Source organism: Pseudoalteromonas sp. SG43-7 (genome assembly GCF_014164295.1).
GTDB classification, from domain to species: domain Bacteria; phylum Pseudomonadota; class Gammaproteobacteria; order Enterobacterales; family Alteromonadaceae; genus Pseudoalteromonas; species Pseudoalteromonas rhizosphaerae.
Genome location: NZ_JACJEY010000015.1, coordinates 76,930 through 103,106, shown reverse-complemented (window position 1 = coordinate 103,106; position 26,177 = coordinate 76,930). Strand labels below are relative to the sequence as shown.

Sequence of the window (26,177 nt, the reverse complement as noted above, 5' to 3'; positions counted from 1 at the left end):
AAGCGGACTCATGATGATCCTTCGCCCAATCCAGCAATGTGATTACCCAGCTTTATTGAAAATTGCCCACGAATCAGGACATGGTTTTACCTCTTTACCTAATAACGAAGAGTTATTACAAAAGAAGATAGCTCATTCAATAAGCTCATTCGCAAAAAGTGCATCTCATCCGGGTGATGAAGGTTACTTGTTTGTTCTTGAAGATAGCGAAACAGGTGAAGTAGTCGGTACCTCAGCAATTGAAGCTGCGGTTGGTTTAGATGATGCGTTTTATCACTATCATTTAAGTAAAGCTATTCATTCATCTCGTACATTGAATGTTTATAAAGCGGTTGATATTTTAACCTTGTGTAATGATTACACTGGAGCAACTGAGCTTTGTACGCTGTTTTTAAAAGATGGTTACCGTAAAAATAATAACGGTAAGCTGCTTTCAAAAGCACGTTTTATGTTTATCAAGCAGCACCAAGAACGCTTTGCTGAAACCGTAATTGCAGAAATGCGCGGTGTTTCTAACGAACACGGCAGTAGTCCATTTTGGCAATGGTTAGAAGAACACTTTTTCTCGATGGATTTTCCAACAGCTGATTACTTAACCGGTATCGGCCAAAAAGTGTTTATTGCTGAACTAATGCCAAAGTACCCAATTTACGTCAACTTATTAAGTAAAGAGGCGCAAGCCGTGATCGGCAAGGTGCACAATAATACGCGCCCTGCGATTGAACTACTGAAAAAAGAAGGCTTCACCTTTAATGGCTACGTTGACATTTTTGATGCTGGCCCAACGGTAGAAGCAAAAGTAGATAATATTGCAACTATTCGTAATGCCAAAAACTTTACCGTAAAAATCGGTGAAAACAGCGGCGAGACGGCTATCATGCTAGCGAATGACAAACTCAATGATTTTAGAGCAACCGTTGCACAACTAAACCTTGATGAAACAAGCTCTGAGTTGACTTTGCCACAGGCAATGGCCGATGCACTGCACTTACAAGCTGGCGATATAGTTACCGCAACACGTATATAATTTAGGAGAAAGTACATGACTCATCCTGCACAATTTATTAATGGTCAATGGTCGCAAGGCCTAGGCGATGCATTTAATTCAGTAAACCCAGCCAATAACGAAATTATTTGGCAAGCAAACTCAGCCACCAGTGAGCAAGTAGACACCGCTGTTAACTCTGCGCGTGCAGCATTTTATAGCTGGGCTGATAAATCATTTGCAGAACGTTTAGCGATTGTAAAAACTTTTGCCGAAACCCTAAAAGAGCACAGCGAAGAGCTTGCTGTTGTAATAGCCCAAGAAACGGGTAAGCCGTTATGGGAAACTCGCACTGAAGCGGGTGCTATGGTCGGTAAAATAGCTATCTCTGAAAAAGCATTTTTAGAGCGCACTGGCGACGTAGAAAACCCAATGCCGCAAGGTCGTGCAATGATCCGCCATAAACCACATGGTGTAGTGGCGGTATTTGGCCCTTATAACTTCCCTGGTCATTTACCTAATGGCCATATTGTGCCTGCACTTTTGGCGGGCAATACCGTGGTGTTTAAACCATCGGAGCTAACTCCAGCTGTTGCTGAGCTAACGCTTAAGTTATGGGAAAAAGCAGGTTTACCAGCAGGGGTTATTAACCTAGTACAAGGCGAAGTAGCCACAGGTAAGGCTCTTGCTGCTCACAAAGGTATTGATGGCTTATTCTTTACCGGTTCATCACGCACAGGCCATATTCTGCATGAGCAGTTTGCCGGTCAACCAGGTAAAATCTTAGCATTAGAAATGGGTGGTAACAATCCACTGATTATTACTGATGTTGCTGATACTAAAGCCGTTATTCACGATATTATTCAATCAGCATTTATCTCAAGTGGCCAACGATGTACCTGTGCACGCAAGCTGTTTTTACCAGCAGGTGAGCAAGGCGATGCTATTTTAGCCGGTTTAATTACCGCGACTAAAGCCATCAAAGTGGGCAACTACGATGATGTAGAGCAACCGTTTATGGGCTCGATGATCTCATCAGCTGCGGCCGCTGGTATGGTAAAAGCACAGCAACAACTCGTTGAGCTTGGTGCTGAAGTATTGGTTGAGCTTAAGCATACTGAAAATACAGGTTTTGTAACGCCTGGTATTATTGAGTGTACAGATGTTGCTAACTTCCCAGATGAAGAGCACTTTGGTCCACTATTAAAAGTATTCCGCTTTACAGATTTTGATAGTGCGATTGATAAAGCCAACGATACCAGCTTTGGTTTGTCTGCGGGTTTACTCAGTGATAATGCGGCAGATTACGACCATTTTTTACGTCGTATCCGTGCTGGTATTGTTAACTGGAACCGCCCAATCACCGGTGCCTCAAGTGCAGCTCCTTTTGGTGGTATTGGTGCATCAGGTAATCATCGTGCAAGTGCTTACTATGCAGCTGATTATTGCGCATACCCAGTTGCCTCTGTTGAACTTGAAAAAGTAGCAATGCCAGCAACATTAAGCCCTGGCTTAAAAATCGATTAATCGATTTTGGTCAAATAGTAATAAATAACTAAAAAAGCAGCCAAGGCTGCTTTTTTTGTATTGGTTAATGCTCAAAGGTAGCAATTAAAAGCGCTTTCTGCTTAAATCAATACAGTCGTTTTAATTAGGTGTGGATAATTATGGTTTTAGATAGGCAAGGATATGATGACCTCATCATGTATCTTACTCAAAATTTAGCATTATTTGAGAAGTCCGGCGAAATAAAACCAGGCGCTCCTACTATTATGGAGCTAATAGAAGATGATATTGCTGAAAATGTCATGTTGTTATGCCAGCAACACACAGAGCTTTCTACTGAACAACGTAGTCAAATCGTGCGTGAAGTAGATGGCATTGTATACGACTTACAAGAAGTCCTCAGCAGCGTCACCAGTAATCAAGTGACAATAGAGCAACATGCATTTATCGATGAATTTGCCGCATTGGTAAAAAACCTCTTTGATAGCGCAGTTGTCGAAAGTGCCTGATCATTCCAATTATCGTTTTTAATTTGCAACTGCGTGTGACTTCCTTACAATCAAGGAAATAACTTCTTTGAGAGTAATAAAATGCAAGCGAATGTGAAATGGGTTGAAGGCGATACTTTTTTAGGGCGTTCTAATTCTGGTCACAATGTTGTGTTTGATGCTGGTAGCGATAGCGCCGCACCAAGCCCAATGGAAATGGTATTAATGTCAGTTGGCTGCTGTTCATCGGTTGATGTAGTCAGTATTCTAAAAAAAGCTAAACAACAGTTTTCAGATGTGCAAGTGCAACTGAGTGCTGAACGCGCAGAGTCCGCTCCGCGAGTATTCACTAAGATTAACTTACACTTTGTTGTGACTGGCGATAACGTTTCAGAAAAGCACCTTGCGCGTGCCGTTCAACTATCTGCAGAGAAGTATTGTTCAGTAGCATTAATGCTTGATAAAACAGTAGAAATTACCCACACACACGAAGTTATACAAGAACAGGGAAAATAACGCTTTTTCCTGAGGTGAAATTCGTATAAAATCCGCGAACTTTTCATTCTGCTCTGGCAGATTTCACTTGTTTATAGGTTGGTTTATCATGAACAAACCCTTCGATAAAATTAAACTTCATGGCTTTAATAACTTAACCAAAAGTTTAAGCTTTAGTATTTACGATATTTGCTATGCAAAGACTGAGCAACAACGTAAAGAATATATTGAATATATCGACGAACAGTACAGTGCTGATCGACTAACCGATATTTTAGGTGAAGTAGTAGACATTATCGGTGCGAATATTTTAAATGTTTCGCGTCAAGATTACGATCCTCAAGGTGCTAGTGTAACAATTCTGATCTCAGAAGAGCCAATTGAGCAGCAGCAAACTTATGAAGTTGATGAAGCACCAGGACCATTACCTGAAACAGTTGTTGCTCATTTAGATAAAAGCCACATCTGCGTTCATACCTATCCTGAAGCTCACCCTGATGATGGTATTTGTACTTTCCGTGCCGATATCGAAGTATCAACCTGTGGCATTATTTCGCCATTAAAAGCGTTAAACTTCCTAATTCATAGCTTAGAGTCAGATGTTGTAACAATTGACTACCGAGTGCGTGGTTTTACCCGTGACGTAGATGGTGTTAAGCACTATATCGATCACGCGATCAACTCAATTCAAAACTACATGACCGAAGATACCAAAGAAGCGTACCAAATGATGGACGTGAATGTGTATCAAGAAAACTTGTTTCACACTAAGATGATGCTAAAAGAAACAGACCTAAATACTTATTTATTTGGTGTTACTACGAGTGATTTATCTGAAGACGAAGAAGAAGCAATTCGTTCTAAATTAACACGTGAAATGCAAGAAATTTTTTACGGCCGTAACCTGCCGGAAGCAGAATAAACTCACTTAATTAGTAAGTTTTAAAAAACGGCGCGCAATGTAAATTGCGCGCCGTTTTTATTAAAGTTGCTAAATGCAGCAACAAAAGCAAACGAAAACACCATCCTTCCTAAGTATATCTCCTAAATTAGCCTGAAAATGTTGGTGACGACATTCCTTGACGCTAGCAGCTGTGGCTAATAGTCTAAGTAAACAGCCCGTCTTCTATTATGGATCAATATGCAGAATCAAGGCCTAGCACAGCAACTATTTTTGGCAAAGCAGGTGAGGGAGCACGAAGCAAAAGCAGCGACCTTAGCAGGCGTTAGCATGTTCACTTTGATGGAGCGCGCAGGGCATGCGGTATTCTCTCAGTGTATCGAGCATTTTCCGAATGCTCAGCGCTACTTTATTCTGGTCGGTTATGGTAATAATGCGGGCGATGGCTATATTGTGGCAAGCCTTGCCAAGCAAGCCGGTAAAGAAGTCATTGTACTTGCAGCCGATACCAGTAGACATCTCACCGGGGATGCGCTTACAGCTCAGCAACGTTGGCAAGCATTGGGGGGCGAAGTTGAAAGTTACACGCAAGGTCGTCTCAATAATGCCGATATTATTATTGATGGTTTGTTAGGTACCGGAATTAATAGTCAAGTTCGTCGGCCATTTTTAACGATGATTGAAGATGCCAACGCGCAACCTAGCGCAATAGTGGCAATTGATTTACCTTCAGGCATAGACGCCGACACCGGGCAGCCACTTGGCATCGCTATTCAGGCTACTATTACCGTTACTTTTGTGGGGATTAAACAAGGCTTAGTAACCGGTGCCGGGCGAAGTGCTGCAGGAAAAATCATTTTTAATGATTTAGGGATCGCAGAATCATTTACCAAGTTAGTGGATGCTAGCGCAACACTTATCAATATCACTAGTTTCAAACCACTTGCTGCACGAAGTCGCAATAGCCATAAAGGGAACCACGGAAAGCTGTTATGCGTCGGTGGGAATCAAGGTACTAGCGGGGCCATTCGTTTATCAAGTGAAGCAGCACTTCGTACAGGTGCTGCAATGGTGCGTGTTTATACTCATCAAAGCAGTGTACAAGTCGTTAGTAGTGGTCGCCCTGAATTAATGGTCAGTTGCGACAGTTTATCCGCAGCCCTTGCATGGGCAAATTGTGTCATTATTGGTCCAGGTCTTGGTCAGGATAGTTGGGCGCAAATCGCATTTGAGCAGGTTATACAATATTGCTTAGCAAATAATTTACCATTAGTTATTGATGCTGATGGCTTAAATTTGTTGGCTAAGCATGTTTTAGAGTATCGCCTTAAAAATTGCATAATAACCCCGCATGCTGGTGAAGCCTCACGGCTAATGAAAGTTTCAATTGCTGAGATTGAAGCAAATCGCTTTCAATCTGCTACGGATTTAGCTAAACGTTATACCAGTACCAGTGTGCTGAAAGGCGCGGGTAGCCTGATCGCCAACGGGCAGCAAACTTGGTTGTGCGAAAATGGTAATCCAGCGCTTGCCGTTGGTGGCAGTGGTGATGTGCTTACCGGCATCATAGGTGCGTTACTTGCTCAAGGTTTCGCTGTTGATCAAGCCGCATGTTACGGTGTGACATTGCACGCTAAAGCAGCCGATATTTTGGCAGAACGCGAAGGGGAGCGCGGCATGTTGCCAAGTGATTTATTTGCGATTGTCAGGCAGCTCATTAATGGTAAATAGCGGTTAAATATACTTTTTGGTCACTATTTTTAGGAACTCGTTTTGCTAAATACAGCACAGTCCCTATACTCTAATTTGCGCGGCTATTATTTACTACTGAGGTAAAAAGAAGATGTTGATACAAAAAAAAATGTACCTAGGGAGTTTTCTGCTGCTGTTGTTTGCTTTAATTATTCTGTCAGGAATAATGCAGCTAGTTGTTACGCCAATCATTAAAAATGACGCTATATCCAGCGCAAAATTACAAGCAAAGGTGATCGGCGAATCGTTAGCAAAAGATTTAGCTAAAAGTGCCACCTTAACGCAAAGCTTAGCCGTGGTAGCCGAGACTTTGCCATTGCAGCAAGCGGCCTTTATTGAAAATATTGCTCCTTTGATTGCAAGTGGCAAAGGTATTGCGGGTGGTGGTATTTGGCCTGAGCCGAATAAAATGCTGCCTTCAGCAGCAAAGGCATCTCTTTTCTGGGCGAAAACAGGTAATGGCCAATATAAACTTTTAGATGATTATAACCAGCCCGACAGCAGCGCGTATCAACAAGAAACCTGGTATAAAAATGCCATTAACGCTAATCGGGGTGAGTGCGTTTGGTCCGAAGCTTATGTAGACACGGTATCGAATGTACCGATGGTTACCTGTTCCGTGAAAATAATCCGTGATAACCAATTTTGGGGGGTTGCCACTTTAGACGTTGAACTGGCATCTATCGAAAGCTCATTGATCGCAGAGAACAATGCTACGGGCACCTATAACTTTATTTTAGATAGCGCCGAGCAACTGGTATCGATTCCATCGATACGCAATACTAATTTAGCAATGATGAGCCTTACTCAGGTTGCCAGTAAAGACAGTAGCTTAAAGCCGTTGGTCAGCGCCTTGCAAAACAGTAATACAACTGTTGCTGAATTTGCCAGTGGTGTGGTTAATAATGACCAATCTATTTTAGTAACTTACTCATTGGCAGAGCAAAATTGGCGCTCCGGGGTTATTATTCCTGCCGCAATTGCCAAGAAAACCGTTAACACCCTCACTTATTATTTATACAGTTCATTTATCGCCCTTATTCTCGCTTTTGTATCAGTATTACTGATTTTTGGTAATCGCCTGGTGCAGCAAATTAACACCACCACAGAGCAAGTTAGAATGTTGGTGCAAGGTCGCACGAATTCAAAACTGGCGGTGCGCGGAAGTGATGAAATGAGCCACTTATGCGAAGCGATTAATGATTATGGCGATCATCTGATTAAGATTTTAGAACAGATCCAAGCAGAAGCCGCTGCGGTTAAAAACAACGCTGAAGCGATGGATACCTTAAGTAATAACAGCCAAATTCGTACCCAAGAGTTGATGGAAGAAAACAACATGTTGGCTGAGGCAATTCATGAAATGTCGATAGCAGCCTCATCAGCCTCACAAGATGTTTTGAGCGTTGCAGATATTACTACGCAATCAGCTGATTTAGTGAATTCTGGTTTTGATGTTATTGAGAAGAATGCCGAATCAATCCAGTTATTATTTGATAAATTAACGGAATCATCAGATGCCATTTCACGGATTGCACAAGACTCAAAACAAGTGGGCTCGGTGCTTGATGTGATCATGAATATTTCAGAACAAACTAATCTACTTGCGCTTAATGCTGCCATTGAAGCCGCTCGAGCAGGTGAATCAGGACGTGGTTTCGCGGTAGTGGCTGATGAAGTTAGAACCTTGGCACATCGTACTCAGCAATCGGCTGGCGAGATTGAAACCATGATCAGCCAATTGCAAGAAGCCGCTAGTCGAGGGGTTAACGTTATTGGGCAATGCCGTGAATACTCTGAAGTAGTGAACGAGCGCTCAGCAACAACACGTGCACAGTATGAAAGTATTGTTACCGCGTTTAATGATATTAAAGAGCGTTCATCAAGCATTGCCGTAGCGACTGAAGAGCAATCACAGGTAACCGAAAATGTGAAAAACTTGGCAGAGCGAATTCGTGAGATCTCTGTGCAAAATGCCAGTGATGCTGAAGAATTTCGTAGCGTCAGCAAAGATTCAAATAGCCAAGCACAGCGTTTATATCAAATTAGTCAGCAATAATGTGATTCATTGATAGTGTTTTTCAAGCATCGTTAGCTGAGAATCTCAGCGCGATGCTTCACCTTCGTCCTCTTCTGGTGGATCGCCGGAGTCTTCTTTGCGTTTACGTTGCTCTTGTTTGGCTTTTTGTACATTCTCAAGTTGCGGGGGTGGAATAGGGAATAACGAAATAAGCGCAAAGAACGACAAAAATAAAAAAGCCCCTCGTGACATGGTTTTACCCCAAGCGACAATTTTCATCATGGCCCAAAACACAATCAGCAATAATTTTCATCATGGCCCAAAACACAATCAGCAATAATATGCTCACTACAAGCCAATGCAGCAGTAATGTTCCAAGACTGACCTTATCTAATAAATCCATTTGTGTTTAATATGGTTACTAATAGTTAGTTAATGAGGGTTAATTGAGCAATATCAAGTCAACCAGAGGTTCCATATTAAGCCAGTAGGTTGTGATTTATCGCGATTAGTGACCTCTCACTGACTGCTTTTAATTTAATTGTAGTAAGTCCCATTTATTACCATACAAATCTTCAAATACCACAACGGTGCCGTATTCTTCTACGCGGGGCTGTTCATTAAAGTTAACGCCATTTTTTTGCATTAATTCATAATCTCGCCAAAAGTCATTGGTATGTAAAAATAAAAACACTCGGCCGCCAGTTTGGTTGCCCACAGCCTCTAACTGCTGTTGAGTACTTGCTTGTGCGAGTAATAAATTAGTGCCATTAGAGTTCGGTGGTGATACTAATACCCAGCGTTTACCATTACCCTGATCAGTATCTTCGATTAAATCAAACCCCAGTTTTTGAGTGTAAAATGCAATCGCATCATCATAATTCCCTACAACTAATGCCATGCTACCTATATGCTGTTTTATGTTTGTCATTGTCCTAACTTGAAATAATGCAGTGCTTAAAGATGCTTTTTAGCATATAAGAAAATATAACCCGAGGACAAAAGACTGGTACGTTAAGTGCGGTGCTAGATTTATCAGTAGATCTGACTTCAGTCAGAAAGCTTTTCCCGATAAATCTGGACTTACGTGTGGCTGGCGCTAGGTTTTAAACTTATTATCTTTAAAAACAAAACCCAGCTTTCACTGGGTTTTTAATAACACTAAATATTATCGATGTAACTCACCGGCTCGTTCTGGCTGATAAGTGATTGCTTTTATTTTTACTTTTATGAGACCGCCACTTGGTTTTGGCCATTCAATTTCATCACCTTGCGATAGACCAAGTAAGGCGCTACCAACAGGGGCTAAAATTGATATTTTATCAGCACTTGCATCAGCATTTTTTGGATACACTAAGGTCTTAGTGAATTCTTCTTGGGTCGATTCAACAATAAAGTTTACCGTTGAGTTCATAGTAACCACTGTCGAAGGCACATCTTTTGGCTCAACGATTGTTGCGCGGCCAAGTTCAGCTTCAAGTTCTTTTTCGCCAGCAAAGCTTCCTGCTGGTAATGATTCCATTAAATCATACAATCTATCAGCATCGAGTGACGAGATGATCAGTTCAGGCTTTTTATTCATCTTAATATCCTTAATTATGTCTTATAAATAAAATTAACTCTGAGTATGGTTTTGGCATACAGTTAAAAAGCACTGCAATACGCTGGAGTCATTTTATTTGCTACTTTATCGTTGCTCTTAAAGCTAAAAACCCAGCCGAAGCTGGGTTTTTATTTTAGCTAGATGGTTAGGCGATGAATTACATCATGCCGCCCATACCACCCATGCCGCCCATGCCTCCCATATCAGCGCCGCCAGCTTCATCCTTTGGGATTTCAGCTACCATTGCTTCAGTGGTGATCATAAGGCCAGCAATCGAGCCTGCAAATTGTAGTGCAGAGCGCGTTACTTTTGTTGGATCTAGGATACCCATTTCAATCATGTCGTTGTATTCGCCAGTTGCTGCGTTGTAACCGAAGTTACCCGTGCCGCCTTTAACTGCGTTAATAACAACAGACGCTTCGTCACCTGCGTTGGTAACGATTTGACGAAGTGGTGCTTCCATAGCACGTAGTGCTACTTTAATACCATGGCTTTGATCTTCGTTGTCACCAACTAAATCAACAAGTTTGCTTGCTGCACGTACTAGTGCAACACCACCACCAGGCACTACGCCTTCTTCAACCGCAGCGCGAGTTGCATGAAGTGCATCTTCAACGCGGTCTTTTTTCTCTTTCATTTCGATTTCAGTAGCAGCACCTACTTTGATTACCGCAACACCGCCGGCAAGTTTAGCCATGCGCTCTTGTAGTTTCTCTTTATCGTAGTCTGATGTTGCTTCTTCGATTTGTGCTTTGATTTGCGCAACGCGACCGTTGATGCCAGCTTCTTCGCCTGCACCATCGATGATAGTTGTATCATCTTTAGTGATAACTACGCGCTTTGCAGTACCTAAATCTTCAACTGTTGCTTTTTCAAGTTCCAGGCCGATTTCTTCAGAGATAACCGTACCACCAGTTAATACTGCGATATCTTGTAGCATTGCTTTACGACGGTCGCCAAAACCAGGTGCTTTAACTGCTGATACTTTAACGATACCGCGCATGTTGTTAACAACTAGAGTAGCTAGTGCTTCGCCTTCAAGGTCTTCAGCAATGATAAGTAATGGTTTGCTTGCTTTAGCAACGGCTTCTAATGTAGGTAGCAACTCACGAATATTAGAGATTTTTTTATCTACAAGTAGAATAAATGGGTTATCTAATTCAACAGCGCCTTTTTCTGCGTTGTTGATGAAGTATGGAGATAAGTAACCACGGTCAAACTGCATGCCTTCAACAACATCTAGTTCGTTTTCAAGTGATTGACCTTCTTCAACAGTGATTACACCTGAATTACGGCCTACTTTTTCCATTGCTTCTGCAATGATGTCGCCAATTTCTTTATCAGAGTTAGCTGAAATAGTACCCACTTGAGCGATTGCTTTTGCATCGGCACATGGTACTGAAAGTTCTTTTAGCTCAGCAACAGCTGCGATGATTGCTTTATCAATACCGCGCTTAAGGTCCATTGGGTTCATGCCCGCAGCAACCGCTTTTAAGCCTTCGTTTACAATTGACTGTGCTAATACTGTTGCAGTAGTTGTACCGTCACCGGCTGCATCGTTTGCTTTAGATGCAACTTCTTTAACCATTTGTGCGCCCATATTTTCAAACTTGTCTTCAAGTTCGATTTCTTTTGCCACTGATACACCATCTTTAGTGATCACTGGAGAGCCAAATGATTTGTCTAGGATTACGTTACGGCCTTTAGGACCTAAAGTTACACGAACTGCGTTTGCTAAGATGTTTACGCCAGCTAGCATTTTAGCGCGTGCGTCACCTGCAAAAAGTACTTCTTTTGCTGCCATGATTAATTTCCTCTGAATTCTGAATGTTTGTTAAACGAAAAGTAGCTTTAGCCTACAATGCCTAAAATATTGTCTTCACGCATGATCAGGTACTCTTGACCTTCGATCTTTTCAGCTTTTTCAACATATGAGCCGAATAACACAGTGTCACCGACTTTAACTTCTAATGCTCTCACATCACCGTTATCTAGAGTACGGCCATTACCCACTGCAATAACTTTACCGCGGGTTGATTTCTCAGCCGCAGAACCAGTTAATACAATACCGCCAGCAGATTTGGTTTCTTCTTCTAGGCGCTCAACGATCACGCGATCATGTAAAGGACGAATGTTCATTTTATTTAGTTCTCCTAACAGTTTCTGAACAGGACAGAAAAAAGCTTTATATGTACCAGTTTGCATTAAACCCTGTGGTTCAAGGCAATTGATTTAGTTGTACTCAGTAATGGGGGTATTGCTTCAAAACCCAAGTGATAAAAATTAAAATTTTTAATCTTTTCTCTCGTACTCACCATCAATAGTGGTCGGCTCACTCATTTTGCGAGGTTCTGGCTCTGCATGAGTGTGCTGATTAAATGCTGTTGGACCTTGTTGCATGCCTGCACTCATACGCACAGTTGCTTGACTAGCAAGGCCTGCAGCTAGTTTATTGCGAATGGCCGGGGTCAATAATAAAAAACCGAATACGTCGGTCATAATGCCTGGAGTTAGCAATAATATGCCGGCGATAATCACACATAAACCGGTAAATAATTCTTTGGCTGGCATTTGCCCTTGCGCCATTTGTGTTTGCACATTTTGCAGTGCGCCCATACCTTGTGTTCTAACTAATTTTGCGCCGAATATTGCGGTTACAATAACCAGTGCAATAGTGGCGAATCCACCAATTACATCAGCTACTTGAATTAACAACGCAATTTCAATAATTGGCACGAGAATAAATAATAAAAACAAAAATCTAAACATAAGGCTCTCTAAATAGTGATCACTCAGTTGAGTTGATGAAATATAAATATGGGTTATCAGGTCTTTTTTCAAGGCTAGTGGTAAAGCTGTGTTGGCTAAATAGCCTGAACTCTGATTAAGCGATTTATTATCCGCAGTTTAGGTTAACTACACTTTGCCTTAGCTATCAGCTACTATGGCATTGGGCAGAGCAATCAATCAAAGGTTCAATATGACGACTCATTTTCGACTTATTTTTACCACTTGCGCAGATGTAAGTGAGGCACGCTCCATGGCTGAGCAATTAGTTAAGCTTAAATTAGCTGCGTGTGTGAACATTCTTCCAAATGTGGAATCTGTTTATATGTGGCAAGGAGAGGTTGCTTATGCAACCGAGTGTAAATTATTAATTAAAACAAAGTCAGAAAAAATGAATGAATTGATTCAAACTATCAAGCAATTACATAGTTATGAAATTCCTGAAATACAGGTTATTGATGTGGCCACTGGCAATTTAGCCTATTTTAATTGGATGGATGAGGTACTTAATTAATGCGTTGTTTTTTTTTATTGCTTTGTGCGCTGTCGTTAATGCCAGCACAGGCTGCAACTAATAATTTATTAAGTGATTTGCTGCAGCCCGCAGAGCAAACATTTTTACCTGTTGATCAGGCATTTTCATTTGATTTTGATCAGCAAGGCAGCACTCTTTTTATTGGTTGGGATATTGCGCCAGGTTATTACCTATATAAAAAGAAGCTAGAAATTATTGGTAAAGGTGCTGATATTGAAGTGCCTGATCTTGGTAAAGGCGTGATCATTGAAGATGAGTTCTTTGGCAAAACAGCAGTGTTTTTTGATTCACTGAGCGTGATCAGCAAGCTAAGTAATATAGCTGAGGGTGGCGTAATTAAAGTACGTTATCAAGGCTGTGCTGAAGCAGGACTATGTTACCCGCCAGAGATCATCACCATTCCATTGAGTATGATTGCCGGTGAAACCCCTGCAACTGATAATGCAACAGCAGGCAATGCATTAGCTGCGCTTAGCGCTGAATCAGCGGCTGCTACAGAAGATGTTGTAACGCAAGAAGATGACTTAGAAAAAGAATTAAACTTTACTGAAAAACTGGCCTCGCAAGGTTTGTTAGCGAACTTAGCGATTTTCTTTTTGGTCGGTATTGGCTTGGCATTTACGCCATGTGTATTTCCGATGTTTCCTATTTTGTCGAGCCTAATTGCAGGACAAAAAAATCTTTCCACTAAAAAAGCTTTTGCGCTTTCTTTTGTTTATGTGCAGGGTATGGCCGTTACGTATGCGGCGCTGGGCCTTGTGGTTGCATCACTTGGTGGTCAAGTGCAAGGTTATTTGCAGCACCCATATGTATTGATTAGTTTCAGTTTATTATTCGTTTTACTCGCTATGTCGATGTTTGGTTGGTACGAAATAAAGCTCCCTAGCGGCATGATGAATAAGCTCACACAAGTAAGTAATAATCAAAAAGGCGGCAACTACATTGGCGTGTTTTTAATGGGGGTTTTATCGGGTTTAATTGCTTCACCTTGTACCACCGCACCGTTATCAGCTGCGCTATTGTTTGTTGCGCAAAGCGGCGATTATTTAGTTGGCGGCTTAACTTTGTATGTGCTGAGTTTAGGGATGGGTATTCCGCTGCTGTTATTAGGCACCTCTGGCGGTAAATTATTGCCAAAAGCAGGCGGCTGGATGGAACAAGTTAAAACCCTGTTTGGTTTTATCATGCTGGTAGTGCCATTGATCTTGCTTGAACGTATTGTCGATGCAGACATCATATTACTTATGGCGGGCTTATTAGCATTAGCAACGGCCTTGTATTTACATCATTGGCAGAGCGCTCAAACACAAGGTAAGTTAAAAACTGCATTGTGGTTTGTTGCAACGTTATTAGTTGTTAGCGGTGTGAGCTTAACTAAAAACTATATATGGCCAACAGCGCAAGTTGTTAGTGCCGCAAATGGCGAGCAACAAGAGCGCGGCTTTAAATTAGTTGCTGACTTAGCTGAGCTCAAACAAGCAATAAATGATGCAAACAGTGATGGTCGTTTAGTGATGGTCGATTTATATGCAGATTGGTGTGTTGCGTGTAAAGAGTTCGAGAAATACACTTTTCCTGACGCTAAAGTACAAGGTGAGTTTGCAAACTTTGAGTTGTTAAAAATTGATTTGACCGAAAGTGATGATAAAACAATTGCTGTAATGGAAGAGTTTTCGGTATTTGGTTTACCCAGTATTTTGTTTTTTGATACACAAGGTGAAGAGCTTGCAGCACAGCGTGTGACGGGCTTTTTAAATGCCAAGGACTTTGCTGAGCATTTAGCAAAAGTGAGAAATAGCGCTAAATAAACATTTTTCGCACCGCTATTTTAAACGCCACTTTATATGAGTGGCGTTTTTGTTTTTGTGGTGGCTACTAGTGATTAGACCAGTATTTTGCTGCTATTTACATCGAACTGGCTATAATAGGTGGTTAACGTGAGAAATACTTGCTATTTTAGTTTTTCCCCTCTACATTTTGCGGGGATTTCTAATCAAAATGGCTTAACTCATTATTTATAGGATTATCGCGTATTATGGCTGCAAAATTTAAACTTTTAGTTATAAATGGCCCTAACTTAAACATGCTGGGTAAGCGTGAACCAGAAAAATACGGTTTACAAACACTGAGTGAGATTATGAGCGAACTAACTGAGTTTGCGCATGGTCTAGATGTTGAGCTAACGCATTTTCAAAGTAATAGTGAGCAAGCTTTAATTGAGCACATACATAGTGCATGGCAGGTCATTGATTACATTATTATCAACCCAGCGGCATTTACGCATACAAGCGTGGCTTTACGTGATGCGTTACTGGCTGTTGATATCCCGTTTTTTGAAGTGCACTTAACTAATGTGCACACGCGGGAAGCGTTTCGTCATCATTCATATTTTTCTGATGTGGCGCAGGGCGTGATATGTGGATTAGGCGCAATGGGTTATCGCGCAGCACTTGAAGCTGCGGTCAATCGGTTGCAAAACTCGAATTAATTTTAAACTAACAAACTAACAGGCGGGTCGTTCATGGATATTCGCAAGATCAAAAAACTAATTGAACTAGTAGAAGAATCAGGTATTGCTGAATTAGAAATCACCGAAGGTGAAGAATCAGTACGTATCAATCGTAATAATATGAGTGCAGGTCCTGCTTACGCTCCACATTATGCACCACAGTACGCTCCAGCACCGGCTCCAGCCCCTACAGCTGCACCTGCTGCAAACGTAGAAGCGGCAGCACCTGCCGGTCCTACTGGCCATCAAGTATTATCGCCAATGGTAGGTTCTTTCTATAAAGCAGCTTCTCCTGAAGCGCCTTCATATGTAGAAGTGGGTTCACAAGTTAAAGTAGGTGATACGCTTTGTATCATCGAAGCGATGAAAATGATGAACCAAATTGAGTCAGATAAAGCGGGCACAGTGAAAGCGATTTTAGTTGAAAATGGCGAGCCAGTAGAATTTGATCAACCTTTATTCATCATTGAATAATAGCGCAACCTAAAAGGCCAACTCTAATGTTAGATAAAGTAGTCATTGCAAACCGAGGTGAAATTGCACTTCGTATATTGCGCGCCTGCAAAGAGCTTGGGATCAAAACGGTTGCTGTGCATTCAACGGCGGATCGCGATCTTAAGCATGTATTGCTTGCAGATGAAACAATATGTATTGGTAGACCTTCTGCCACTGAAAGTTACTTAGACATTCCGCGCATTATTGCGGCAGCTGAAGTAACCGATGCAGTTGCTATCCACCCGGGTTATGGTTTCCTTGCAGAAAACGCTGATTTTGCTGATCAAGTTGAACAAAGTGGTTTTGTGTTTATTGGTCCGCGCGGCGACACGATTCGTCTAATGGGCGATAAAGTATCTGCAATCGAAGCAATGCGTAAAGCTGGCGTACCATGTGTACCAGGTTCAGATGGTCCGGTATCGGATGATAAAGACCGCAACATGCAAATCGCTAAACGTATCGGTTACCCAGTGATCATCAAAGCCGCTGGTGGCGGTGGTGGTCGTGGTATGCGGGTTGTTCGCAGTGAAGCTGAGTTAATTGACTCAATCGCTTTAACGCAACAAGAAGCAAAACAGTTCTTTGGTAATAGCATGGTTTACATGGAAAAATTCCTTGAAAACCCACGTCATATCGAAGTTCAAGTATTGGCTGACGGGCAAGGTAATGCTGTTCACTTAGGTGAACGTGATTGTTCTATGCAACGTCGTCATCAAAAAGTAGTCGAAGAAGCGCCAGCACCAGGTATTACTGCTGAAGTGCGTAAGTTTATCGGTGAGCGTTGTACGCGTGCATGTATCGAAATCGGTTATCGTGGTGCGGGTACATTTGAGTTCTTATACGAAAATGGTGAGTTCTATTTCATTGAAATGAACACTCGTATTCAGGTTGAGCATCCAGTGACAGAAATGGTTACCGGTGTTGATTTGATCAAAGAGCAGTTAAAAATTGCAGCGGGCCAACCACTATCATTCACGCAAGACGATGTCGTTATCCGTGGTCATGCAATTGAGTGTCGTATTAATGCTGAAGACCCTGAAACGTTTATCCCGTCACCGGGAAAAATTACGCGTTTCCACCCAGCAGGTGGTTTAGGTATTCGTTGGGACAGCCATATTTATGCTGACTACACAGTGCCACCACACTATGATTCAATGATCGGTAAATTAATTACTTACGGTGAAAACCGTAATGTAGCAATTGCCCGTGCACGTAATGCATTGAATGAGCTTGTGATTGACGGTATTAAAACTAATACGTCATTACATAAGCGCATCTTAGCGGATGAAAATTTCCAAAATGGTGGTACTAATATCCACTATCTTGAGAAAAAATTAGGTCTATAATCCTAATTACAAAAAAAACCGGCAACTTTGCCGGTTTTTTTGTGTCTATAAGTGTCGATTCTCGCCTTAGTAAAATAATCTGGTATGATTAACAAGTTATCGTTTTTAATACTATCCATGAGGTTAGAATGACGCACTGTGTTGGTTTTCAACTCGCTGATGAAGCTGCAACGGTTAAAATGGGCAATCAACTTGCTATGCTAATGGAGCAAGGGGCAGTTATTTACTTACACGGTGATTTGGGAGCAGGCAAAACCACCTTAACACGTGGTGTGATCCAAGGCTTTGGTCATCAAGGCAAAGTTAAGAGTCCAACTTATACGCTGGTGGAGCCTTATGAGTTGGCAACGGCCAATGTTTATCATTTTGATTTATATCGTTTAGGCGACCCAGAAGAATTAGAATACATGGGTATTCGAGATTATTTTTCGCCAACAGCTATTTGTGTGGTGGAATGGCCTGAAAAAGGCGGCGAGTTTATCCCAACACCAGACTTAGATATTACTTTACGTTATGTCGGCGATGCACGAGCAATTGAGATCCAAAGTATTAGCCCGCGTGGTCACAGTATCGTGGATAAACTCAAAAACCATAGTGAATAACAACAAATAACAAGGGTGTGAAGATACCGATGAGTCGAGTTGTCATAAAGTGGATGGGTGCTTTTTTGCTGTTAGCAATCAGTGCTAATCTCTATGCACAAAATACTATCAATAGTGTACGGGTGTGGCCATCGCCAGATAGTACGCGGGTAGTATTCGACTTAACGGATAAGCCCGACTTCAGTTATTTTATGCTAAAAAATCCACTGCGCTTAGTGGTCGATTTAGAAAATACAGATAAAATAAAAGACCTACCAACTATTCCCAGTAAGCATCAAATCGTCAGTAAACTACGTTACTCGAAAGCGAAAAGCAGCCAGGGGGTACGATTTGTTTTTGAGCTTACAGGGGCCGTTAAACCGGTGATTTTTGCATTGGCGCCAACGGGACCTTATAAAAATCGTTTAGTGGTCGACTTATATGACAAAAATCAAGCAGAGCCAGTAGCTGCAACGAGTAATACTGGGGTTAAAAAGCGTGAGCTTAATCAACAACGCGATATTATTATTGCTATTGATGCAGGCCATGGCGGCGAAGACCCTGGGTCAATTGGTCCTTCTGGTACTTATGAAAAAGATATCACACTACAAATCGCCAAACGCTTAGAGCGGATGATTGATGCCGAGCGCGGGATGATTTCGCGAATGGTGCGAAGTGGAGATTACTTTGTCAAACTTAATACCCGCACTAGCCGTGCAAGGCAGAAAAAGGCTGACTTTTTAGTTTCAATTCATGCGGATGCATTTACTAGCCCGCAACCAAATGGCGCCTCTGTTTGGGTGTTATCACTTCGTCGTGCTAATTCAGAAATTGGTAAATGGATAGAAGATAAAGAAAAACATTCAGAGCTACTCGGTGGTGCTGCTGGAGTGATTAAAGACACGGCCAGTGAAAAGTACTTGGCGCAGGCGCTGTTGGATATGTCGATGGATCATTCGATGAAAACCGGTTTCAGCGTTGCTGAAGGCATGGTTCATGAGCTTAAAAAGGTCGCTAAGTTACATAAAAAAGAGCCGCAAGCGGCTAGCCTAGCGGTATTAAAGTCACCAGATATTCCATCTATTTTGGTCGAAACTGGGTTTATTTCAAACCCGCGAGAAGAAAAACTATTAAAAAGTGCTAATCACCAAGAGCGCTTAGCGAAAGCAATATTTACTTCTATCAAAAGCTATTATCTGAAAAATCCTCCGGATGATTCGCTGTTTGCGTCGTTAAAATCGCAATATCCCACTAAACATAAAGTTCGCCCTGGTGAGTCGTTAAGTTTGTTAGCTAGTCGCTATGGGGTATCAGTAGGTAAGCTTAAGCAAGTCAATCAATTAAAATCTAATACCTTGTTTATTGGTCAAGAGTTAGACATTCCGCAAAGTTAAAATCGTTAGGATCAGTATGAGCATTGAAATATTACCCGCGCGATTAGCTAACCAAATTGCTGCGGGCGAAGTGGTTGAGAGACCCGCATCTGTGGTCAAAGAACTCGTTGAAAATAGCCTAGATGCAGGCGCAACACGTATTCAAATTGATATTGAGCGCGGCGGTCATAAGCTTATTCGCATTCGTGATAACGGCTCAGGCATTGATAAAGACGAGCTCACGTTGGCGCTTTCTCGTCATGCTACTAGTAAATTAAAGTCCCTTGATGATTTAGAAAATATTTGTTCTTTGGGCTTTCGCGGCGAAGCATTGGCGTCTATTAGTTCGGTATCGCGTTTGACACTTAGCTCAAAAACCAAACAGCAAGAGGCGGCTTGGCAAGCATTTGCACAGGGGCGAGATATGGCGGTGCAGATTAAACCCACTGCTCACCCTGACGGCACCACCATTGAAGTTAAAGACTTATTTTTTAATACGCCCGCTAGACGTAAATTTTTACGCACCGAAAAAACCGAATTTACTCACATTGATGAGTTAATAAAGCGTATTGCCCTGAGCCGTTTTGATGTGTCAATTACCCTCACACATAACGATAAAGTAGTGCGTCAATATCGTGCTAAAACCGACCCTGCACAGGCTATTGCTCGGGTCGCTCAGGTTGCAGGTAAAGCCTTTGCTGAGCAGGGGTTATATATTGAGTCAGGCGATACAGGCTTGCAGCTACATGGTTGGGTGCTACCAGTTGGCTCGAGTAATACTACGCAATATACCTATGTAAATAATCGTATGATGCGCGATAAGCTTATTTCTCATGCCATTCGCCAAGCGTTCGAAGAAGTCGCAGGCCAAGAAGAGCTACCGGGCTTTGTTATTTATATCGACATTGATCCGCGTCAAGTGGATGTAAACGTGCATCCTGCGAAACACGAAGTGCGTTTTCATCAAGGTCGCTTAGTGCATGATTTTATTCTGCAGGCAATTAAACAAGTCGTGGTGCCGCTTCAAGATGAGTTTGCTGGTGTTACTCAGCATGTTGATTCGCAACACAGCGATGCTAAAGCAGCGCATACAGCAACACCCTCTCACTCCAGCAATACAGCAGGCAGTTTGTTTGATTATCCTAAGTCGCACTTACAACCAGCGGAGCAAGCTCGCTACGGTGCTAATCCAGCACCTAGTGGTGGTGGATATACAGGTTCAAGCGAGCGAAGTAAGCAAGCGAGCCGGACAAATCATCAAGATGTGAGTGCGTTTTATCAAGGGGTCAATGAGCAACACGCCAGCCATTTTGATCAACCTATTGGCGTTACTCAAGAAGTAGCACCATTGTTACAGACGCAAAGTGCGCAGCCGTTGCTGGTACAAAGTGATGGCGGTTGTGTATTTAGCCTGCAACAGCAATTATATTGCTCACACTTTAAATATTTATTAGTCAATGATTGGCTTGAGCTTATTGCTGAGCAAGGCAGCTTAGAAGGAAAAGCCTTACTATTGCCTGTGCGAGTTAATATCAGTAAAGAAGACAGCCAAAGCTTAACACAGCAACAATCATGGTTTACCTTGCTGGGCTTTGAGTTATTGATTGAAAAGCAATTTGTGATGGTTAAAAAGTTGCCACAGAGTTTGTATCTGCTTGATGTGAGCCAAGCCGTAGATGCGCTATTAAAAGCCACTAAGGCTGAGCTTAATAGTGTGGAGCAATGGCTAAACTGGCAGCTTAGCCAAGTGCCCGAGCGCTTTTTTGCCAGCCAAGCTTTTGCCTTGGCGGTTACGCGAATGCAAAATAATCCGCAAACAATCCAGCGTTTATCTGCAAAAGCAGTTAAAATAGATTTAAGTTATTTTTTAGCACAGTTAGATTAAGGTTATCGAGTTGAGTAATTTACCGGTCATTTTTTTAATGGGCCCAACCGCTGCAGGCAAAACTGCATTAGCAATCGCCTTATGCCAACATTTAAAAACTGAAATAATCAGCGTCGATTCAGCCTTAGTGTATAAAGATATGAACATAGGTACGGCAAAACCAGATCAACATGAGTTAGCGCTTGCGCCACACCATTTAATTGATCTAATCGACCCTAGCGAAAGTTACTCAGTAGCTGATTTTCGTCGTGATGCAATTGAAAAGATTGACCAATTTCACCAACAAGGTAAAGTGCCTGTATTAGTTGGTGGTACAATGATGTACTTTAAAGCATTAATTGATGGATTATCGCCATTACCTGAAGCATGCCCGGTAGTACGAGCAGAGCTTGAGCAACAAGCCAAGCAACATGGCTGGCCGGCACTTTATAAAGAGCTTGAGATAATTGATCCGCAAGCGGCACAAAAAATGAGCGAGAATGACTCGCAACGTATTAACCGCGCCCTTGAAGTTTACCGATTAACGGGTAAAACAATGACTGAATTACAAAAAAGTAAGCAGCCGAGTTTACCGTATACTTTTCATCAATTTGCTATTGCGCCTGATGATCGCGCCGATTTACACCAGCGAATTGAACAAAGGTTTAAAATAATGCTTGAGCAGGGGTTTGAAAATGAAGTTTCATCCCTATATCAACGTAAGGATTTACACCCTAACTTACCTTCCATTCGTTGCGTGGGTTATAGACAAATGTGGGATTACATTGCTGGCGAGATTGATTACGATGAAATGGTCTTTCGCGGTATTGCAGCAACACGACAGCTTGCTAAGCGTCAATTGACGTGGCTAAGAGGTTGGCCCGATGTAACGTGGTTAACAACGGGTGATGAAGAAAACTTGCAACGTGTTGTAAGTTCGCTAAGCTAGTAGTAGTTGAAATTTTTTAGCTTTGTTAAATGAGTTCAGCCACTTAATTATAATAACACCTAGAACGAAGGAAAATAACATGGCAAAAGGCCAATCGTTACAAGACCCATTTTTGAATGCGCTACGTCGTGAGCGTATTCCAGTATCAATCTTTTTGGTTAATGGCATCAAACTACAAGGTAAGATCCAGTCATTTGATCAATTTGTTATTTTACTAGAAAACACCGTGAATCAAATGGTGTATAAACATGCGATTTCTACCGTAGTTCCTGCTCGTGCTGTTAACTTCCAAGGTATTCAAGGAAGCGAAGACGGTGAAGAGCCTGAAGCTGGAAATTTTTAAATTAGGAGCATAATGTTTGTTTGACCGTTATGAAGCCGGCGAACAGGCAGTCTTAGTTCATATCGACTTTCCAAAAGAAGGGGATCGTGAAGATCTTCATGAATTGGAAATGTTGGTATCTTCTGCTGGTGTTAGCAGTTTGGCGGTTGTGCAAGGCAGCCGTCAAGCACCACATCCGAAACTATTCGTCGGTACCGGAAAGGCTGAAGAAATCGCTGAGATTGTCAAAATCCACAACGCAGATGTCGTCATTTTTAATCATCAACTCAGACCGTCACAGGAACGCAATTTAGAACGCGTTTGCCAATGTCGTGTGCTTGATAGAACGACGCTTATTCTTGATATTTTTGCGCAACGTGCACGTACCCATGAAGGTAAGTTGCAGGTTGAGCTAGCACAATTGCGTCATATGTCGACGCGTTTGATCCGAGGCTGGACGCATCTTGAACGCCAAAAAGGCGGGATCGGTTTGCGCGGGCCTGGTGAAACTCAGCTAGAAACAGATCGACGTTTATTGCGAGTTCGTATTCAAAGTATTCGCGCGCGTTTAGAGAAAGTGGCAGTGCAGCGTGAGCAAGGTAGACGTGCTCGTAACCGCAATGAAATTCCTACGGTGTCGTTGGTAGGGTATACCAATGCGGGTAAGTCGACGTTATTTAATCGCATTACTAACTCTAATGTGTATGCTGCTGATCAACTGTTCGCGACGCTTGATCCAACCTTACGCAAACTCGAAATAGAAGATGTTGGTTCGATAATTTTAGCCGATACCGTTGGCTTTATTCGTCATTTACCCCATGACCTAGTTGCCGCATTTAAAGCGACGCTAACCGAAACTCGTGAAGCTGATTTACAACTTCATGTGGTCGATGTTGCGGATCATCGTCGTAAAGAGAATATTGAACAGGTACAATCGGTTCTTAAAGAAATAGAAGCTGATGAAGTGCCGCAATTGTTGGTTTACAACAAAATTGATGCGCTTGAAGATATTGAACCACGTATTGACCGTGACGATGAAGGCATGCCTATTAGAGTATGGTTGTCGGCACACAGTGGCGCAGGGTGTGAACTATTGTCTGAAGCTATCAGCGAGCTGTTAGCAAAGAAAATGTTTGTTCATACGCTTAAATTAGCTCCGCAATATGGTCGTTTACGTGCTGCGTTGTTCAATTTAAATGCCGTGCATCAAGAAGACTTTGATGAACAGGGTCATTGGTTACTTGCTACTCGACTGCCTATGGTAGAATGGAATCGTTTAAGAAAAGAGTTTGGTCCTGAAATCGACGCTTTTATTTCGTAATTCGAAAAAACTACTGCACAATGTCATTTTTAGTATGAGAACTGCGGTATTTTTGTTAGATTTAACGTAATTACCTAAATTATTTAGATAACAATGGAGTATAGCTATGGCCTGGAATGAACCGGGTAATAATGGCAATGACAAAGATCCGTGGAACAAAAAAGGCGGACGTGATCAAGGCCCACCTGACTTAGACGAGGTGTTTCGTAAATTCAGCAGCAAGTTTGGTGGCTTATTTGGCGGTAATAAATCCGGCAATGGCGGCGGCGGACTTGGTGGAGCTGGTCTTTCATTTGTACTGATCATTGCTGCAATTGTATGGGCATTGAGCGGTATTTATACCGTGAAAGAAGCAGAGCGCGGCATCGTTTTACATTTTGGTCAATTTGACCGCATTGCAGATCCAGGTCTGCGTTGGAAAATGACGTTTATTGAAACGGTAATTCCGGTTGATATTGAAGCCGTTCGCTCATTATCGACGTCTGGTTTTATGCTCACTGAAGATGAAAACGTGGTAAGCGTTGAGTTTCAGGTGCAATACCGTGTTATTGATCCTTTCCTATACAAATTTAGTGTAACTAATGCTGATTCTAGCTTAGAAGAAGCGCTAGAGAGTGCACTGCGTTATGTTGTTGGTCATTCAAAAATGGACCAAGTATTAACGAATGGCCGTGAGGTTGTGCGTCAAAATACGTGGGATGAACTGAATAAAATCGTCGAACCGTATAACTTAGGTTTGATCGTAACTGACGTTAACTTTAAAGACTCACGCCCACCGGCTGAAGTTAAAGACGCGTTTGATGATGCCATTGCCGCACAAGAAGATGAACAACGTTTTATTCGTGAAGCTGAAGCATACGCGCGTGAAATTGAACCACGTGCTCGTGGTCAAGTTACTCGTATGACGCAAGAAGCTGAAGGTTACGGCGAGCGCATTATTTTAGAAGCACAAGGTGAAGTCGCGCGTTTTGAAAAGCTATTACCTGAATATCAGGCTGCTAAGCGTGTAACCCGTGAGCGTTTATATATTGATGCCATGGAAGAAGTGCTAGGTAACAGTTCAAAAGTGCTAGTTGATGTTAAGGGCGGCAATAATATGATGTATTTACCGCTTGATAAAATCATGGATAAGCAAGGGAACGCAACCCGTGTTGCATTACCTAGCTCAAGTGATATTAACGACTTACGCAATAAAGTTAATACATCGCGCAATAGCACTGTGAACTCAAGTTCAGACCGCTTTGGTGCTGATCGCTTTAACGACGGGAGATAAGCGCAATGAAAAACTTTAGTTTAGTTATATTATTAGCGGCCGTTGTGTTGTCTTTTTCGTCAGTGTTCGTAGTACCTGAAGGGCAAAAAGCAATTGTTATGCTATTCAGTAAAGTGCAAAAAGACAGTGATGATAAAGCAATTGTTTATGGCCCTGGCTTACAATTCAAAGTGCCTTTCTTTAGCCAAGTACGCCGTATTGATGCGCGTATTCAAACTTTAGATGGTACGCCAGATCGTTTTGTTACTAGCGAGAAAAAAGACTTAATCGTTGATTCTTACGTTAAATGGCGTGTTAGTGATTTTAGTGCTTTTTACTTACGTGCCCGTGGTGATAAGCAATACGCTGAAGCATTACTTAAGCAAAAAGTAAATAATGGTCTACGTACTAACTTTGGTTCACGTACTATCCGTGAGATTGTTTCCGGTGAACGTAGCGAGTTAATGGAAGAAGCATTAGTTCAAGCTTCTGAAAGTGCTCAAGAGCTAGGTATTGAAGTACTTGATGTACGTGTTAAGCAAATCAATTTACCGTCAGAAGTGAGTAATTCGATTTACCAACGTATGCGTGCAGAGCGTACTGCTGTTGCTAAAGAGCATCGCTCTGAAGGTCAAGAAAAAGCCGAAACGATTCGTGCTGACATTGACCGTCGTGTCACAGTAATGCTGGCTGATGCTGAGCGTAATGCCCGTACCGTTCGCGGTGAAGGCGATGCAAAAGCTGCGGCTATTTATGCCAATGCGTACAATAAAGATGCTGAATTCTTTGGTTTTGTACGTTCATTAGAGGCCTATAAAAAGACCTTTAAAGATAAGCAAGACGTAATGGTATTATCACCAGACAGTGACTTCTTTAGATATATGAAAGGTGCTGCAGCGCAGTAATCTTTTTCTAAATCTAGCACAAATCCAAACCCTGTGTATGCAGGGTTTTTCTTTTAGTAAGATGAATTTTTATGAGTAACTTAATGTTATTCAACCAGTTAATTTTTATTGCAAAGGTCGTTGTACGACTGCGCAGAAAAAATAACCTAAACGGGGGTGATCTTTCCCCTCATTATCTGGTAAAATCT

26 protein-coding genes are annotated in these 26,177 nt (G+C 42.0%); 20 read left to right on the top strand and 6 right to left on the bottom strand.

Annotated elements, in window-relative coordinates:
- The first annotated feature begins 10 nt into the window (after positions 1-10).
- The 7 genes from astA (at position 11) to H5200_RS09300 (ending at position 8,186) form a co-directional block, all read left to right on the top strand.
- Positions 11-1,027: an arginine N-succinyltransferase gene (astA, locus tag H5200_RS09330; RefSeq protein WP_145238033.1), complete on the top strand. Its 1,017-nt coding sequence runs from the start codon at positions 11-13 to the stop codon at positions 1,025-1,027.
- Positions 1,028-1,042: 15 nt separating this feature from the next.
- On the top strand, positions 1,043-2,512 hold the full coding sequence (gene astD, locus H5200_RS09325; RefSeq protein ID WP_145238036.1) for a succinylglutamate-semialdehyde dehydrogenase: 1,470 nt from the start codon (positions 1,043-1,045) through the stop codon (positions 2,510-2,512).
- 140 nt (positions 2,513-2,652) lie between these two features.
- On the top strand, positions 2,653-3,000 hold the full coding sequence (locus tag H5200_RS09320) for a DUF3802 family protein (protein ID WP_149980484.1): 348 nt from the start codon (positions 2,653-2,655) through the stop codon (positions 2,998-3,000).
- An 81-nt stretch (positions 3,001-3,081) separates the two neighbouring features.
- Complete coding sequence (locus H5200_RS09315) at positions 3,082-3,495, top strand: OsmC family protein (protein ID WP_145238042.1); 414 nt, start codon at positions 3,082-3,084, stop codon at positions 3,493-3,495.
- An 88-nt stretch (positions 3,496-3,583) separates the two neighbouring features.
- Complete coding sequence (speD, locus tag H5200_RS09310) at positions 3,584-4,396, top strand: adenosylmethionine decarboxylase (protein ID WP_145238045.1); 813 nt, start codon at positions 3,584-3,586, stop codon at positions 4,394-4,396.
- A 219-nt stretch (positions 4,397-4,615) separates the two neighbouring features.
- On the top strand, positions 4,616-6,106 hold the full coding sequence (locus H5200_RS09305) for an NAD(P)H-hydrate dehydratase (RefSeq protein ID WP_182740567.1): 1,491 nt from the start codon (positions 4,616-4,618) through the stop codon (positions 6,104-6,106).
- A gap of 187 nt (positions 6,107-6,293) precedes the next feature.
- Entirely contained in the window at positions 6,294-8,186 is a 1,893-nt protein-coding gene (locus tag H5200_RS09300) for a methyl-accepting chemotaxis protein (RefSeq protein ID WP_259398528.1), read from the top strand.
- A 45-nt stretch (positions 8,187-8,231) separates the two neighbouring features.
- Here the strand turns inward: H5200_RS09300 and H5200_RS09295 are convergent, their stop codons facing one another.
- The 6 genes from H5200_RS09295 to H5200_RS09270 form a co-directional block, all read right to left on the bottom strand.
- The gene (locus H5200_RS09295) at positions 8,232-8,429 is read right to left on the bottom strand and encodes a hypothetical protein (protein ID WP_182740568.1); all 198 of its coding nucleotides are present in this window, start codon (positions 8,427-8,429) and stop codon (positions 8,232-8,234) included.
- Between the two features lie 250 nt (positions 8,430-8,679).
- Complete coding sequence (locus H5200_RS09290; RefSeq protein ID WP_149980488.1) at positions 8,680-9,078, bottom strand: VOC family protein; 399 nt, start codon at positions 9,076-9,078, stop codon at positions 8,680-8,682.
- A gap of 237 nt (positions 9,079-9,315) precedes the next feature.
- Positions 9,316-9,729 carry a nucleoside diphosphate kinase regulator gene (gene rnk, locus H5200_RS09285; protein WP_145238060.1) on the bottom strand — a complete coding sequence of 138 codons (414 nt, stop codon included), beginning with the start codon at positions 9,727-9,729 and terminating at the stop codon, positions 9,316-9,318.
- Positions 9,730-9,907: 178 nt separating this feature from the next.
- Positions 9,908-11,554, bottom strand: coding sequence for a chaperonin GroEL (gene groL, locus H5200_RS09280; protein WP_145238063.1), 1,647 nt, complete (start codon positions 11,552-11,554; stop codon positions 9,908-9,910).
- Positions 11,555-11,601: 47 nt separating this feature from the next.
- Positions 11,602-11,889, bottom strand: a complete 288-nt coding sequence (locus H5200_RS09275) for a co-chaperone GroES (RefSeq protein WP_145238066.1) — start codon at positions 11,887-11,889, stop codon at positions 11,602-11,604.
- 153 nt (positions 11,890-12,042) lie between these two features.
- The gene (locus H5200_RS09270; protein ID WP_182718924.1) at positions 12,043-12,519 is read right to left on the bottom strand and encodes an FxsA family protein; all 477 of its coding nucleotides are present in this window, start codon (positions 12,517-12,519) and stop codon (positions 12,043-12,045) included.
- 211 nt (positions 12,520-12,730) lie between these two features.
- Here H5200_RS09270 and cutA point away from each other — a divergent pair, with 211 nt between their 5' ends.
- From cutA to hflC, 13 genes are all read left to right on the top strand, one after another.
- A complete protein-coding gene (cutA, locus tag H5200_RS09265; protein ID WP_145238073.1) occupies positions 12,731-13,051 on the top strand; it encodes a divalent-cation tolerance protein CutA in 321 nt (106 codons plus the stop codon).
- Positions 13,051-14,880, top strand: a complete 1,830-nt coding sequence (locus H5200_RS09260; RefSeq protein ID WP_182761363.1) for a protein-disulfide reductase DsbD — start codon at positions 13,051-13,053, stop codon at positions 14,878-14,880. The genes cutA and H5200_RS09260 overlap by 1 nt, the downstream gene beginning before the upstream one ends.
- Positions 14,881-15,107: 227 nt before the next feature.
- Complete coding sequence (gene aroQ / locus H5200_RS09255) at positions 15,108-15,560, top strand: type II 3-dehydroquinate dehydratase (protein WP_145238079.1); 453 nt, start codon at positions 15,108-15,110, stop codon at positions 15,558-15,560.
- 33 nt (positions 15,561-15,593) lie between these two features.
- Entirely contained in the window at positions 15,594-16,055 is a 462-nt protein-coding gene (gene accB / locus H5200_RS09250) for an acetyl-CoA carboxylase biotin carboxyl carrier protein (protein WP_182718926.1), read from the top strand.
- Between the two features lie 26 nt (positions 16,056-16,081).
- A complete protein-coding gene (gene accC, locus H5200_RS09245; protein ID WP_145238085.1) occupies positions 16,082-17,422 on the top strand; it encodes an acetyl-CoA carboxylase biotin carboxylase subunit in 1,341 nt (446 codons plus the stop codon).
- 128 nt (positions 17,423-17,550) lie between these two features.
- The gene (gene tsaE / locus H5200_RS09240) at positions 17,551-18,024 is read left to right on the top strand and encodes a tRNA (adenosine(37)-N6)-threonylcarbamoyltransferase complex ATPase subunit type 1 TsaE (RefSeq protein WP_145238089.1); all 474 of its coding nucleotides are present in this window, start codon (positions 17,551-17,553) and stop codon (positions 18,022-18,024) included.
- A gap of 29 nt (positions 18,025-18,053) precedes the next feature.
- Positions 18,054-19,397, top strand: coding sequence for an N-acetylmuramoyl-L-alanine amidase (locus H5200_RS09235; protein ID WP_182718927.1), 1,344 nt, complete (start codon positions 18,054-18,056; stop codon positions 19,395-19,397).
- 16 nt (positions 19,398-19,413) lie between these two features.
- Positions 19,414-21,261 (top strand): DNA mismatch repair endonuclease MutL, encoded by a 1,848-nt coding sequence (gene mutL / locus H5200_RS09230; protein ID WP_182718928.1) that lies wholly within the window; start codon positions 19,414-19,416, stop codon positions 21,259-21,261.
- A gap of 10 nt (positions 21,262-21,271) precedes the next feature.
- Complete coding sequence (gene miaA / locus H5200_RS09225; protein WP_149980497.1) at positions 21,272-22,189, top strand: tRNA (adenosine(37)-N6)-dimethylallyltransferase MiaA; 918 nt, start codon at positions 21,272-21,274, stop codon at positions 22,187-22,189.
- 79 nt (positions 22,190-22,268) lie between these two features.
- Positions 22,269-22,532, top strand: a complete 264-nt coding sequence (gene hfq / locus H5200_RS09220) for an RNA chaperone Hfq (RefSeq protein ID WP_064668197.1) — start codon at positions 22,269-22,271, stop codon at positions 22,530-22,532.
- A gap of 16 nt (positions 22,533-22,548) precedes the next feature.
- Entirely contained in the window at positions 22,549-23,832 is a 1,284-nt protein-coding gene (gene hflX, locus H5200_RS09215; protein WP_149980498.1) for a ribosome rescue GTPase HflX, read from the top strand.
- A gap of 106 nt (positions 23,833-23,938) precedes the next feature.
- Positions 23,939-25,105, top strand: coding sequence for an FtsH protease activity modulator HflK (gene hflK, locus H5200_RS09210; protein ID WP_182740566.1), 1,167 nt, complete (start codon positions 23,939-23,941; stop codon positions 25,103-25,105).
- Positions 25,106-25,110: 5 nt separating this feature from the next.
- Positions 25,111-25,989 (top strand): protease modulator HflC, encoded by an 879-nt coding sequence (gene hflC, locus H5200_RS09205; RefSeq protein ID WP_149980500.1) that lies wholly within the window; start codon positions 25,111-25,113, stop codon positions 25,987-25,989.
- The last annotated feature ends 188 nt before the right edge of the window (positions 25,990-26,177 follow it).

What these genes read in the sequence shown, in the direction of transcription:
- groL (WP_145238063.1), bottom strand. Translation starts at nt 11,554, where the DNA reads ATGGCAGCAAAAGAAGTACTTTTTGCAGGTGACGCACGCGCTAAAATG.
- hflC (WP_149980500.1), top strand. Translation starts at nt 25,111, where the DNA reads ATGAAAAACTTTAGTTTAGTTATATTATTAGCGGCCGTTGTGTTGTCT.
- H5200_RS09290 (WP_149980488.1), bottom strand. Translation starts at nt 9,078, where the DNA reads ATGACAAACATAAAACAGCATATAGGTAGCATGGCATTAGTTGTAGGG.
- hflK (WP_182740566.1), top strand. Translation starts at nt 23,939, where the DNA reads ATGGCCTGGAATGAACCGGGTAATAATGGCAATGACAAAGATCCGTGG.
- H5200_RS09320 (WP_149980484.1), top strand. Translation starts at nt 2,653, where the DNA reads ATGGTTTTAGATAGGCAAGGATATGATGACCTCATCATGTATCTTACT.
- tsaE (WP_145238089.1), top strand. Translation starts at nt 17,551, where the DNA reads ATGACGCACTGTGTTGGTTTTCAACTCGCTGATGAAGCTGCAACGGTT.
- H5200_RS09235 (WP_182718927.1), top strand. Translation starts at nt 18,054, where the DNA reads ATGAGTCGAGTTGTCATAAAGTGGATGGGTGCTTTTTTGCTGTTAGCA.
- hfq (WP_064668197.1), top strand. Translation starts at nt 22,269, where the DNA reads ATGGCAAAAGGCCAATCGTTACAAGACCCATTTTTGAATGCGCTACGT.
- mutL (WP_182718928.1), top strand. Translation starts at nt 19,414, where the DNA reads ATGAGCATTGAAATATTACCCGCGCGATTAGCTAACCAAATTGCTGCG.
- speD (WP_145238045.1), top strand. Translation starts at nt 3,584, where the DNA reads ATGAACAAACCCTTCGATAAAATTAAACTTCATGGCTTTAATAACTTA.
- aroQ (WP_145238079.1), top strand. Translation starts at nt 15,108, where the DNA reads ATGGCTGCAAAATTTAAACTTTTAGTTATAAATGGCCCTAACTTAAAC.
- accC (WP_145238085.1), top strand. Translation starts at nt 16,082, where the DNA reads ATGTTAGATAAAGTAGTCATTGCAAACCGAGGTGAAATTGCACTTCGT.
- H5200_RS09270 (WP_182718924.1), bottom strand. Translation starts at nt 12,519, where the DNA reads ATGTTTAGATTTTTGTTTTTATTATTTATTCTCGTGCCAATTATTGAA.
- accB (WP_182718926.1), top strand. Translation starts at nt 15,594, where the DNA reads ATGGATATTCGCAAGATCAAAAAACTAATTGAACTAGTAGAAGAATCA.
- H5200_RS09315 (WP_145238042.1), top strand. Translation starts at nt 3,082, where the DNA reads ATGCAAGCGAATGTGAAATGGGTTGAAGGCGATACTTTTTTAGGGCGT.
- H5200_RS09300 (WP_259398528.1), top strand. Translation starts at nt 6,294, where the DNA reads ATGCAGCTAGTTGTTACGCCAATCATTAAAAATGACGCTATATCCAGC.
- cutA (WP_145238073.1), top strand. Translation starts at nt 12,731, where the DNA reads ATGACGACTCATTTTCGACTTATTTTTACCACTTGCGCAGATGTAAGT.
- astA (WP_145238033.1), top strand. Translation starts at nt 11, where the DNA reads ATGATGATCCTTCGCCCAATCCAGCAATGTGATTACCCAGCTTTATTG.
- H5200_RS09295 (WP_182740568.1), bottom strand. Translation starts at nt 8,429, where the DNA reads ATGATGAAAATTGTCGCTTGGGGTAAAACCATGTCACGAGGGGCTTTT.
- H5200_RS09275 (WP_145238066.1), bottom strand. Translation starts at nt 11,889, where the DNA reads ATGAACATTCGTCCTTTACATGATCGCGTGATCGTTGAGCGCCTAGAA.
- astD (WP_145238036.1), top strand. Translation starts at nt 1,043, where the DNA reads ATGACTCATCCTGCACAATTTATTAATGGTCAATGGTCGCAAGGCCTA.
- rnk (WP_145238060.1), bottom strand. Translation starts at nt 9,729, where the DNA reads ATGAATAAAAAGCCTGAACTGATCATCTCGTCACTCGATGCTGATAGA.
- H5200_RS09305 (WP_182740567.1), top strand. Translation starts at nt 4,616, where the DNA reads ATGCAGAATCAAGGCCTAGCACAGCAACTATTTTTGGCAAAGCAGGTG.
- H5200_RS09260 (WP_182761363.1), top strand. Translation starts at nt 13,051, where the DNA reads ATGCGTTGTTTTTTTTTATTGCTTTGTGCGCTGTCGTTAATGCCAGCA.